The sequence below is a fragment of the Pseudomonas sp. FW305-70 genome (assembly GCF_058783925.1).
This window is the reverse complement of the sequence record NZ_JBYSYZ010000010.1, coordinates 62,855-75,421: the sequence shown is the minus strand read 5'-3', so window position 1 is coordinate 75,421 and position 12,567 is coordinate 62,855. Positions and strand designations below refer to the sequence as shown.

Genomic DNA, 12,567 nt, shown 5'->3' with positions numbered 1-12,567 from the left:
TCGCCGGTACGATTTACTCGCCGATAAACACGGCCGCGCGCTTGCTGTGAAACGCTTCAACGCCTTCCTTGAAGTCCTTGGAGCTGCGCAGACGGCTGTAGCAGTGACCTTCCATTTCAATCGCGACGGTCAGCGGCGCATCTTCGTTGTCGTTGATCAGTTTTTTTGCCGTGCGCTGAGCCAGCGGCGAGAAGCGCCGCAGTTCTTCAACCAACGCATCGACAGTGCTTTCCAGTTCGGTATCCGGCACGACCTCGGTAGCGATACCCCAGGCATAGGCCTGGTCGCCGGTGATGCGTTTGGCACGCATCACCATGTGCTTGGTGCGGGTGATGCCGATGATTTTCTGCAGGCGTGCGGAGCCACCCGAGCCCGGGATCTGCCCTAGGTTCTGCTCGGGCAAGGCGTAGCGAGTGGTTTGCGAAGCAATGCGGAAATCGCAGGCCAGGGACAGCTCGAAACCGACGCCAAAGGTATAACCACGGTTGGCAACGATCACCGGTTTTTCGCAACGTGCCGGTGCCGCGACGTTCCAGGCCAGCTTCGAAACGTGCTCCGGCGACGCTTCGAGGAAGCCTTTTATGTCGCCGCCGCTGGAGAAGTGTTCACCCACCGACCGCAGCACGATGACGCGCACATCTTTGTGTGCATCAAGGGCTTCGAAGACCAGGCGCAGTTGATCGCGCTGCCCCATGGAAATGACGTTCAACGGCGCCCGGTTCAGGATGATGTCAGCGCGCTCGCGGGACACATCGACTTCAACCTGGAAGCCATCGAACTGAGTGTCGAGAAATTGCTGGATCGCTTGTTGTTGCATGGGAGTGTCCTCTGGATGATTAGCTGATGGCCTTCAAGGCCTGTTCCTGGAATTGCGCCAGCAGCACGCGCCGCAGCACCTTGCCCACTGGAGATTTGGGAATCTGCTCGATGAACTGGTAACGCCGTGGCCGCTTGAATTTGGCCAGGCCCGAAGCGATGCAATGGGCATCGAGGTCGCCTTCCGAGACTTCGGCGCGCAGCTTGATAAACGCGGCAATGATCTTGCCCCACTGCTCGTCGGGCAGACCGACCACCACCACTTCTTCCACTGCCGGGTGCAGAGAAAGCATGTTTTCGATTTCTGCCGGGCTGACGTTTTCGCCGCCGGTGATGATCAAGTCATCGACACGACCCGTGACGAACAGATCGCCCTCCAGATCGAAGTAGCCGATGTCGCCGGTGAAATACCATCCATCACGCAACGCCTTGGCGGTCGCTTCGGGGCGGTTCAGATAGCCCTCGAACGCCTCGTCACTTGCCAGGTCGGCGATGATCTGGCCCTCCTCCAATGGGTTGACCTGCACGTCCGGCGTTTGAGCATCGATCGGCACCACGCGCACGCGCTGGTTCATAGCACTGCGCCCTGACGAACCGGGTTTGCGGTTGGCTTGCTGGTCGATGGTGAAGGTGTAGATTTCCGAGCTGCCGTAATGATTGACGAACAATTGCGGCTGGAACGCCTGCTCGACGCGACGCATCAAACCGTCGCTCATCGGCGCACCGGCAAAGCCGATTTTCTCCACACTGGCGACTCGTTCACGGGCAAAGGCCGGGTGCTCAATGAGCATGTGGTAGAGCGTCGGCACCAGGTACAGGTTGCTGACCTTTTCCCGTTCGATGGCCTGCAGCGTGGCTTCCACGTCGAACTTCGGCACACAGACGAAATGTCCGTCGATCAGCGCCATGGACAGCAACGAACGCACGCCCATGGTGTGGTAAAGCGGCATGACACCCAGCGTGCACTCGCTCTGGCGGTAGAGGTTTTGCGCTACGTGGGCAACCGCCGCGGCGCGTTCGCAACGGTGCCGCCGGGGCACGCCCTTGGGCTTGCTGGTGGTTCCGGAGGTGTACAGCAGCAGTGAAAAATCCTCGGCGTCGGCCTGCAAAATGATGCCTGAGGGGGTCTGCGAACACAGTTCCTCGAAACTCAGGTCGGTGTTGGCGGCACGCAGACCGGCGGTGATCCGTGGCAGCCTTGTGGCGGCGCTGCAACCGGCCACGGCGGTCACGGTAGCGTCGTCGTAAGCCACTGCACGGATTTGCGCATCTTCGATGCAGTAGCCCAGTTCATCGGCGGTCGAACGCCAGTTCAACGGGGTCATGACGATGCCCGTAAACTGGCAGGCCCAATGCAGGGTTGCCATCTGCCAGCGGTTTTGCATTGCTACCAGCAGTCGATCACCGCGTCGCAGCCCAAGGCATTGCAAGCCCCAAGCGGCGCTCTGGATATCGACGAACCAGTCCTCATAGGTTTTCTTCAGTGCACCGTCACTGACCGCCACGGCGTGCGGCCGGCGTTCAACGGCAGCGAGGAAACTGCGTCCGAGATCGAACATTTTTGTTATACCCCTTTGTTCGTTTGGCGCTGGGCAGCGACTTCGAGCACGGCCTGGACGATGCCTGTGTAGCCGGTGCAGCGACATAGATGCCCCGAAAGCATGTCGCGTACCTGGATCTCGTCCGGGCTGGGTACCCGTTCGAGGAAATCCACGCAGGACATGAGAATGCCCGCAGTGCAAAAGCCACACTGCAAGGCGTGATGTCGGCGAAAGGCTTGTTGCAGATCGCTCAGCGTGTCGTCGTCGGCCAGGGACTCGACGGTCTCGATACGGCGCTCGTGCCCCTGTACCGCGAGCATCAGGCAGGAACGCATGGCGACTCCGTCCACCAACACCGTGCAGGCGCCGCAGACGCCGTGTTCGCATCCGACATGGACACCGGTGGCACCGAGGTCGTGGCGCAGGAAGTCGCAGAGTTGGGTCCGCGGTTCAGCCAGTGCTTCGCGGGAGCGGCCATTGAGTTCCAGGCGAATCGGAAAGGTTTGGTCGGCAGTTACACGCATGTTCAGACTCCTTCGATCAGCTGATGACCCAGCTCGCGAATCAGTTGGCGGCGATAGGCAGCGCTGGCCTGCACGTCGTCTTGAGCGTCGAGCGACCAGGCGGTTTGATTGAGCGCGTCCGGCAGCCCCGCACCACGAGGCAGACTGCGACGTTGCGGACGGTCAGCGACCCCGCCGATGCCGAGTTCGACCTGCTCCGCGCCGATGGCCGCGGCCAGGGAGACAATTGCAAAGTCGCCGTGGCGCATGGCGATTTCGCGGAAGCGATAAGTGATGCCTTCGCGCTTGAGCGGAAAACGCACCTCGACGACCAGTTCATCTGCACGCTTATCGGTGGTGAGAATGCCTTGGAAGAAGTCGGCAGCCTTGACGATGCGTTTGCCTTTTTTCGACTCGAGAACGATCTCGCCGCCCAGCGTCACCAGGCACAGCGGCAGCTCGGCGCTGGGGTCGGCGTGAGCCACCGAACCGCAGACGGTGCCGCGATTACGCGTCTGGAAGTGACCGATCCAGGGCATCGCCAGTGCCAGTAAAGGCACCTCGTCCATCAGGGTCGAACGCGCCAACAGCTGCGCCTGTCGTACCCCGGCACCTACCGCCAGGCAATCCTTGCGCAGTTCGATGTAGGCCAGCTCAGCCACATGATTGATATCGATCAGCAACTTGGGTTGAGCCAGCCGCATGTTCAACACCGCCATCAGCGATTGGCCACCGGCAATGATGCGAGCTTCCTGGCCGTACTCGGCGAGCAACTCCATCACCTGACGACGGGTGTCAGCCCGAACGTAATCGAAAGCAGCCGGTTTCATTGCGCACCTCCCTTGCCAAACAGCGCGCCAAGCGAGGCCTGCAATCGTGCCCACCAGCTGGTGGAAATGGCTTGGCCGCTGACCCGTTGCGACAGGCGAGTAAAGATTTGTCCGATGATCACTTTCGAGGCCCCTTGCAACATTCGGCCGCCGACCGCGGCGACTTTGCCGCTGACCGCCACCTGGTACTGGTATTCCAGGCGTGTGTGCCCATTTTCCAGTTCGACGAAACGCACCTTGGCCTGGCCCTGGGCCGAACCCATCAAGCTGCTTCCGGAACCGGACAGTCGCAATGAATGCGGAGGGTCCAGATCACTCAGGGCAACCTTGGCCTCGAAGCGCGCACGGATCATGCCGACGCCGACGGTGACATCCGCGCGGTAACGGTTTTCGCCTTCTAGCACCAGGTCGTGACAACCGGGAATGATCGCCGCCAGCGTCTGCGGGTCGAGCAAGGTATCGAAGACCTGTTGCGGCGAAGCAGGAATCACCACCGAGTCGTTGGCCCGCAGTGCCGGTCCACCGGCAGGTGCTGTGTCCAGGTTTTCATCAGGCTCCATACCGGCGGGCCGTGGTGGTTCGTCGATCCCGATGAGCGTGCGTACTTTGGAGGGAGTCAGTGGCAGACGAATGTCCGAGCGACCGAGGGCGTCGGCCACCGCGTTGGCGATACACACCGGCGTGCTCATATTGTTGCCCTCGCCCACGCCCTTGGCGCCCAGCGGGGTGAATGGCGATGGCGTTTCCATGTGCAGGATCATCGGTTCGATCACTTCCGGTGCGGTCGGCACCAGATAATCGGCGAAGGTCCCGCTCAGGAAGCTGCCGTCCTCGCCGTAGGCGAACTCTTCCATCAGCGCCGCGCCGAGGCCTTGGGTGAAGCCACCACGAATCTGGCCATCGACCAGCGCCGGGTTGAGCAGGCGGCCGGCGTCATGACAGGTGACGTAGCGATCAATGTGGATCTCGCCGGTCATGCGGTCGATTTCCAGACCACAGATGTCGAAGACAAAGCCGTAGCACAGCGAGCTATTGACCTGATCCTGGTCGTCCGGGGCCACCAGTTGCGGCGGGCTCCAGAAGGCGGTTTCGCGCAGACCGCCGCTTTCACCTTCCGGCAGCAGGCCCGGCGACCAGTGGGTCGCACCAGCAATCCGATGGAATGGCGCCACCGCCCCACCATTGACGACAAAAATTTTGCCGCCCGCGAAGCGAATATCTTCGGGACTGGCCTGCAGCTGCTCGGCGGCAATCGCGGCGAGGCGATCGCGGATCTTCAGCGCGGCCTTATAGACGGCACCGGCTACAGCACCGGCGAAGCGGCTCGAATAGTTGCCCGAGGCAATCGACCAGGCGTCCTTCTGGGTATCGAGCTCGACGTTGACCACGATGGATTCCAGCGCAACCCCAAGCACTTCGGCGACGACCTGGGCCACGGTGGTTTGGTGGCCCTGCCCTTGCGGGGCCGAGGACACGTGCACACTGACGTCCCCCAACGGGCCGACGTTAATGGTTGCCGTTGCGACAGCGCCGTTTTTTGGACCGGCCTTACGCCGCTCTTCGGGTGTCATCGCGGTGGTGATGTAACCCATGTTGGAAATCGAGGGTTCGATGACGGCGGCATACCCAATGCCATAGATTCGGCCTTCGGCACGCGCCCGATCACGACGTTTGAGCAACTCGTCGAGACCGCCATCAGCCACCGCCAAGGCAATGCCTGCCTGGTAATTGCCGGAATCGAGCAACGCACCCGCGGCCGCTTGGTAAGGAAAGGCATCGGCGGGCACCAGGTTGCGGCGGATCACGTCCAACGGATCAAGCTTCAACTGCACGGCGATGTGTTGCAGCAGCCGCTCCAGGGCGAAATACACTTGCGGGCCACCGAAACCACGGTTCAGGCCGGAGGGGGTCTTGTTGGTCAGCACCACCCGGTTGCGCACTTGTACATTGCGGATTGCGTAGGCACCCGTCAGATTCCCGTGCATGCGGTAGAAAGTTGCCGGCTCGGGCGCTCTCAGGTAGGCACCACAATCATCGATCTGGTCATAACGCAACGCGGTGATGCGGCCATCGGCTTCTACCGCCGCTTCAATTTCGGTCACCCGATTGGTCGCCGAAGAAGCCCCCTGAAGATGTTCCAGACGGTCCTCGACCCACTTCACCGGTGCACCGACCTTGCGTGACGCCAGGCCCATCATCACCACGTAAGGGAACACGCCTTGCTTGATGCCAAAGCTGCCGCCGGAATCTTTCGGTGTGCGCAAACGCAATCGGTTGCCGGGCACATTCAGTGCACGGGCCATGACCGTGTGTAACGCATAGGGGCCCTGGAAATTGGCAAGCACGTCATAAATGCCAGTGGCGCGCTCGTACTGAGCCAGCACCACATAGCATTCGATGGGTGTGCAGGAACTGCGCGGAAACTTCACTTTGAGCGAGACCTTGTGCGGCGCCTGCTCGAACGCCTGCTCCGGTTTGCCATAACGAAAGTGCCGTTCGTTGACCACGTTGCTGCCGACTGCTTCGTGCAGGATCGGCGCCTGTTCGGCGGTGGCCAGTTCAGGATCGATGATCGGTGGCAGCGGCTCGTATTCAACGCGCACACCTTCGATGGCGTCTTCGGCCAGATAGCGGCTCTCAGCGATCACCACGGCCACCGGCTCTCCGACGTAACGCACCTTGTCGACGGCAACGCACCAGTGCTCCATCGGCTGACGCACACCCACCGGGAACGGTAGCGCCCAGCGTTTGACGTCTTCGCCGACCAGTACGCCGTGCACGCCTTTCATCAGCAGCGCTTTGGAAAAGTCCACCGAGGTGATCCGCGCATGAGCGTGGGGTGAACGGATGATCGCCGCGTGTAGCGTACCCGGCGGGATCGCAGCGTCATCGGCATAGCAGCCAAGGCCGCGCAACAATGCGGCGTCCTCGACACGGGTCTGACGGGCGCCGATGTGGCCGGTCTGGCTTTCGGTAGCAGGTTGGAAACTAGTCATTTTTCGCGGCTCTTGTTGTTTTGCAGCGCGATAGCGTTAGAGCCGAGTGTGTGAGAAAGGCGCAGGGAGCGCCTTGCCTGGGGAGAGGGAGTTCTGCGCTGGGGTCTGAAAATTTGCCTTAGCGTCTGAATTTCAGGTCTGGGACCCGACACAATTGCCGGTCAGGGAGAGGGAAACGGGATGGCTCAGGAACGCTTCGATTTCTGCAAAGGGCATCGGTTTGGCAAAGTAATACCCCTGAAAAATATCGCAGCGACTGACCTCCAGAAAATCCACCTGGGCAGCCGTTTCCACACCTTCGGCGACCACCGTCAGGCTGAGGTGATGGGCCATGGAAATGATGCCTTGGGTGATCGCTGCATCGTGATGGTCGGTGGCGATTTCCTGGATGAACGAGCGGTCAATCTTGATCTTGTCGATGGGCAAACGCTTGAGATAGCTGAGGCTGGAAAAACCGGTGCCGAAATCATCGAGAGCAATGCGCACCCCCAACGCCTTGAGCCGGTGCAACGTGTCGATCGCCTGTTCAGCGTTATGCAGCAGAAGCGACTCGGTGATCTCCAGCTCCAGCTGCTCACCCAGCAGACCATGTTTGTCCAGGGTAGCCTGAATACACTGGACGAAATGGCCACGCTGAAAATGCATCGGCGAAATATTCACGGCCATTGAGATGCCGGTGATGCCCTGCTCGCCTAGCTGGCGCAACTGCGCGCAAGCCGTATCAAGAACCCAAAGGCTTAGCGGGATGATCTGACCACTGTCCTCTGCCACTGGCACAAACACCGCCGGAGAGATGAATCCTTTTTCCGGATGCTCCCAGCGCAGCAACGCTTCGATCCCGACCACCCGCCCCGTGCGCGCGTCTATCTGCGGTTGATAATGCAGCTGTAACGATTGAGTTTCGATAGCCTTTTGCAGGTCATTGCGCAGGCTCGCGTGCTCACAAACGCGCTGATTAAGATCGCTGGTGTACCACTGAAAGTTGTTGCGCCCTTGCTGCTTGGCTTTGTACATGGCCATGTCAGCCTGCTGGATCAGCTGCATCGGCTGCTCGATGTGACCATCGCTCAGGGTGATGCCGATACTGGCACTCACGTGCAAGTCAATGCCCTGGACACAGTAGGGTCTGGCAATGCTGGCCATCAAGCGCTCGGCCACCGGTACAACGTCCTCATCACGAAGCAGGTCAGGCAACAGCACGATAAATTCGTCACCGCCCATGCGCACGATGGTATCCCCGGGACGAACCTGCTGGGTCATACGCTGCGCCACCTCGATCAGCACCTGATCGCCGAAGTAGTGCCCGGTCGAATCGTTGATGGATTTGAATCCATCCAGATCTATGCACATCACCGCCAGACGACGCTTACGCCGACGACTGATGTGACAATCCAGAACAAGTCGGTCTTCAAGCGTGACACGGTTGAGCAAACCGGTCAGACGGTCATGGCTGGCGTTGAAGCTCAATTGGCGCTCGAAATGCTTTTGCTCGCTGATGTCCCGGGCAATGCCAAATACCCCGACGATCTCTCCGTTGACCATGATCGGCAGGTTAGAGATGTCCATGGTCAACAGCTTTTCACTCTCGTCGCGAACCCGCGCCTCGAAGCGCTGAGGCTCTCCGGCGCGGGCTGCGGAAAAATGCTGACTGACCCGTTGCAGGTCTTCTTCAAGCACCAGATGGGAAAAGTGATGACCAATGAAATCGGTTGCGGTGTGCGGTTTCAGCTTCAGGCCTGCTGGGTTCACACTCTGGATGTTGCCAGCCAGATCAAGGGCGAACACCGGGTTGGGGTTGTAGGTGAACAACGACCGAAAACGTTGCTCGCTTTCCTCCAGTCGTTGGCCGTCACGCTCATGGCGGATCGCGATGACTGCCAGTTGGGCTGCGCAGGCCAGTCGTTGAATCTGCGCCTCGTCCGGTGCATGGACGCGGTTCTGGTATAGGGCAAATGTACCCAACACGTTTCCTTGATGGGAGAGCAAAGGCACCGACCAGCAGGAACGCAGGTTATGCCCCAGCGCCAGGTCGCGAAAACGCTCCCAGTTGGGGTCCCGGGCGATGTCTTCGGTGACCACCAGTTCGCGCCGGAACGCTGCGGTGCCACAGGTTCCTTCCTCTGGTCCAATGGTCATACCATGAACCGCCTTGCTGTATTCGATCGGCAGGCCGGGCGCCGCGCCGCTCAGCAAGCGTTTACCCTCGGCATCGGTAAGCAGAATCGAGCAGAAGGTTTCGGGGGACTGTGCGTCGAGCATCTCGCAGATGGCGCAGAGTATTTCGCCCAGATGATGGTCGGTCGCGATCATGCCGAGGATGTCACGTTGCGACTCGGGCAATGCCTTGCTGTGGAAGCCAGGACGAGTATTCATGGTGGTTCCTGAAGACTCTCGAGGTCATCCGGTCATCAGAGAGCCCGAAATAGTGGGCGGCCGATCACTGTCCACTAGTGCGTCGGACGCGCACTCTATAGAGCACCGACCAACAAAAAAAAGGTTCAGATCCAACATAAAAAACCGTATCAGATTGCCGCCGTTTAGCTGACTTCGATTTCTCGACTCGCTCGACCTAGGAGCACCCTCTGGTCAAATCGATTATGTCTTTTCCAGCGTACGTCGCCACAGTCCCCCTACTGCCGTCCTCGGTCAGATTCTTCAATACTGAATCACTTAAAGTTTTGTAGCGCTCGCAGAGCGCTTGTTTCAGGTCAACTCCGGCTCGGATTGATCGGCAGCAATCGGCCCAGAGTGTGTAAAAACGCTTCGCCAAAATTGAAGTGCGTGCGTCTACATGAAATTTGAAATTTATCGGCACGTCAGCAGATGTGAGATTGAAATCTTTAACCGACTTTTTCAACAAAATCGGTCGGTAGCGGCCGGCTGTGAAGTGCCATTTTCGACTCAGGCGGAGCACGCGTACCAACCTTGCGATCGTGACCAGAACAAGGTCGCCCTTGTGCGATCAGTCGACTGACTGTGGCGCGCGCCTGAGCGCCTCAGCCATGAAAGGAGCTGTCTGGCTTGTTGGCGCGACCGCTACCTGCCGGGGCGTGCCGACCGCTACTATCCGGCCGCCCGCCTCTCCCGCGCCAGGCCCAACGTCGATCACCCAGTCGGCCTGGGCCACCGCGCGCATGTCGTGCTCGATCATCACCACGGTATTGCCAGCATCGATCAGGCGCTGCAGTTGTACCAGCAAGCGGTCGACATCCGACGCGTGCAGGCCGGTAGTCGGCTCGTCGAGCACATACAGGCTGCGACCTCGCTGGCTTCGCTGAAGCTCCGTGGCTAGCTTGATGCGTTGCGCTTCGCCCCCCGACAACTCCGTGGCGGGCTGCCCAAGGCGCAGATAACCCAGCCCGATGTCCCGCAGTAGCTGCAACGGCCGCGCGATGGCGTCCTGGCTCGCAAAGAAGTCCTGGGCTTCTTCCACCGTCATGTTCAGCACATCGGCGATGTTGCTTCCATTCCAGCGCACGGCGAGCGTGGCCTCGTTATAGCGCGCGCCATGGCACGTGGGACAGGGTGCGTAGACGCTGGGCATGAACAGCAGCTCAACGCTGACGAAACCCTCACCTTCGCAAGTCTCGCAGCGCCCCTTCGACACGTTGAAGGAAAATCGCCCGGCGTCGAAGCGACGACGGCGCGCGTCCGGCGTAGCGGCAAACAGTTTTCGCACGTGATCGAACAGACCGGTGTAGGTGGCCAGGTTGGAACGTGGCGTACGGCCAATCGGCTTCTGGTCGACCTGGACCAGGCGCTGGACCACCTCCACATCGCCTGCGAGGTGGCCACCGGTGACTTCGATCATCGCCGGCCCTTCGCTGCTGGCGTTTTCAGCCGCATCGTCCTCGGGCTCGTGCCCCAGGTGCAACAGCAACAGTTCCGGCAAGGCCTGAGCGGCCAGGCTGGACTTTCCCGAACCCGAGATGCCGGTCACCGCCGTCAGCACGCCGAGCGGGATGTTGGCATCCACGCCGTGCAGGTTGTGCCGCCGAATACCTCGCAACTCCAGCCAGCCGGCGGGTTCGCGCCCACGGCTAGCCGGCGCAGGGATTTCATCGAACAGATAACGTGCGGTGCGCGACTCGGCAATCTTACGCAGCCCTTGCGGCACACCGCTGTAAAGCACATGGCCGCCCCGCTCTCCCGCATCCGGCCCCACATCCACCAGCCATTGCGCGCGGCGCATCAAGTCGAGGTCGTGTTCCACCACGAACACCGAATTGCCGGCATCGCGCAGCTTGTCCAGCGCGTCGTACAGCGACTGGCTGTCTGAGGGGTGCAGGCCTGCTGAGGGTTCGTCGAGCACATACACCACGCCAAACAGCATGGAGCTCAGTTGCGTGGCCAAGCGCAAGCGTTGCAGCTCGCCAGCCGATAGCGTCGGGGTGGCCCGATCCAGGGTGAGGTAACCCAGGCCCAATCCGCGCAGCTGGCGCAGTCGCGCCATCACACCCCCGACCAGGCGCTGTGCGGCAAGGCGCTTCTCCTCCGAGAGCGCCGAGGTCCGGCGCACGTCAGGCGATGCGGCATGCACCGCACGACCGTGCGCGGCACGTTCGGATCGATCACGACGGGTCGCGGACAGGTCGGAGCCCTCCCCGGCGGCGTGCGCGCGAAAATCGCCCTGGGCTATGGGCTCAAGCAGTGCAGCCAGGTGGTCCAGCGGCATTTGCATGAACTCGCCAATGTCCAACCCGGCAAAGGTGACCGACAGCGCCTCGGCCTTGAGCCGCTTGCCGTGGCAGGTCGGACATGGCTTGCCTTCCATGTAGCGCGACACGCGCTTTCTCATCAATGCGCTCTGGGTATTGGCAAAGGTGTGCAGCACATAGCGTCGCGCGCCGGTGAAGGTCCCCATGTAGCTGGGATCAAGCTTGCGCTTGAGTGCGTCACGGGTTTGGCCAGGTGTGAAGCCCGCATAGACCGGTACCGTGGGCGTCTCCTCGGTGAACAGGATCCAGTCACGGTCTTTTCTGGACAGATCCTTCCAGGGGCGGTCGACGTCGTAGCCCATGGTGACCAGGATGTCGCGCAGGTTCTGACCATGCCAGGCCGGTGGCCAGGCGGCGATGGCCCGATCACGTATGCTCAGCGACGGATCGGGTACCATGCTCGCCTCCGTCACCTCGTACACGTGGCCCAGGCCATGACACGCCGGACAGGCCCCTTGCGGCGTGTTTGGCGAAAAGTCCTCCGCATACAACATCGGTTGATGGGCGGGATACGCGCCGGCACGCGAGTACATCATGCGTATGAAACTGGACAGCGTGGTCACACTGCCTACGGAAGAGCGCGCATTGCTCGCCCCGCGCTGTTGCTGCAATGCGACCGCTGGCGGCAGGCCGTCGATCGCATCGACATCCGGAACGCCCGCCTGGTCGATCAATCGCCGCGCATAGGGGGCAACCGACTCGAAGTAGCGCCGCTGCGCCTCGGCATAGATCGTGCCGAAGGCAAGCGAGGACTTGCCGGAACCCGACACACCGGAAAACACCACGAGCGCATTGCGTGGAATGGCGACATCGACGTCTTTGAGATTGTTTTCCCGCGCGCCGCGCACTTCCACCAGGCCGCTGGCCGCAGTGGTGCAGGAGGATTCACCGAATGAAGGGTTTGGCATGGGTTCCCGTCCTGCTGTGCGTGATGGCAACGTGCTGATGATCCGGGTGGGTCGAACGCTCATGTTGCCGGAGTTCAGTGTTTAAAGTTCGCCGCCCGCGTTGAATCCCCTGCTCTGCCCCGGGAACCTTTCGCCTGTCGCTGTCAATCCAGCGACCGAACATTTGCTGCAGATCTGCCAGGCGCTGGTGAATTCGTTGCTGGAAGATGTTGAAAGCCGAAGTCAGGCTCGGAGCCCGATAGAGCCGGAACGGTT

7 protein-coding genes are annotated in these 12,567 nt (G+C 60.8%); all 7 read right to left on the bottom strand.

Features of this window, described 5'->3' with window-relative positions:
- Positions 1-13: 13 nt before the first annotated feature.
- Positions 14-817 carry an enoyl-CoA hydratase/isomerase family protein gene (locus AC3WN7_RS10300; protein WP_015095126.1) on the bottom strand — a complete coding sequence of 268 codons (804 nt, stop codon included), beginning with the start codon at positions 815-817 and terminating at the stop codon, positions 14-16.
- Positions 818-836: 19 nt separating this feature from the next.
- Positions 837-2,375: an AMP-binding protein gene (locus AC3WN7_RS10295; RefSeq protein ID WP_015095127.1), complete on the bottom strand. Its 1,539-nt coding sequence runs from the start codon at positions 2,373-2,375 to the stop codon at positions 837-839.
- Positions 2,376-2,380: 5 nt separating this feature from the next.
- Entirely contained in the window at positions 2,381-2,881 is a 501-nt protein-coding gene (locus AC3WN7_RS10290) for a (2Fe-2S)-binding protein (RefSeq protein ID WP_015095128.1), read from the bottom strand.
- A gap of 2 nt (positions 2,882-2,883) precedes the next feature.
- Positions 2,884-3,690, bottom strand: a complete 807-nt coding sequence (locus AC3WN7_RS10285) for an FAD binding domain-containing protein (protein ID WP_015095129.1) — start codon at positions 3,688-3,690, stop codon at positions 2,884-2,886.
- Complete coding sequence (locus tag AC3WN7_RS10280; RefSeq protein WP_095966133.1) at positions 3,687-6,686, bottom strand: xanthine dehydrogenase family protein molybdopterin-binding subunit; 3,000 nt, start codon at positions 6,684-6,686, stop codon at positions 3,687-3,689. Before AC3WN7_RS10280 ends, AC3WN7_RS10285 begins: the two co-directional genes overlap by 4 nt.
- A 132-nt stretch (positions 6,687-6,818) precedes the next feature.
- Positions 6,819-9,059, bottom strand: a complete 2,241-nt coding sequence (locus AC3WN7_RS10275) for a putative bifunctional diguanylate cyclase/phosphodiesterase (RefSeq protein ID WP_095966134.1) — start codon at positions 9,057-9,059, stop codon at positions 6,819-6,821.
- A 589-nt stretch (positions 9,060-9,648) separates the two neighbouring features.
- The gene (locus AC3WN7_RS10270) at positions 9,649-12,312 is read right to left on the bottom strand and encodes an excinuclease ABC subunit UvrA (RefSeq protein ID WP_102674092.1); all 2,664 of its coding nucleotides are present in this window, start codon (positions 12,310-12,312) and stop codon (positions 9,649-9,651) included.
- Positions 12,313-12,567: the final 255 nt, after the last annotated feature.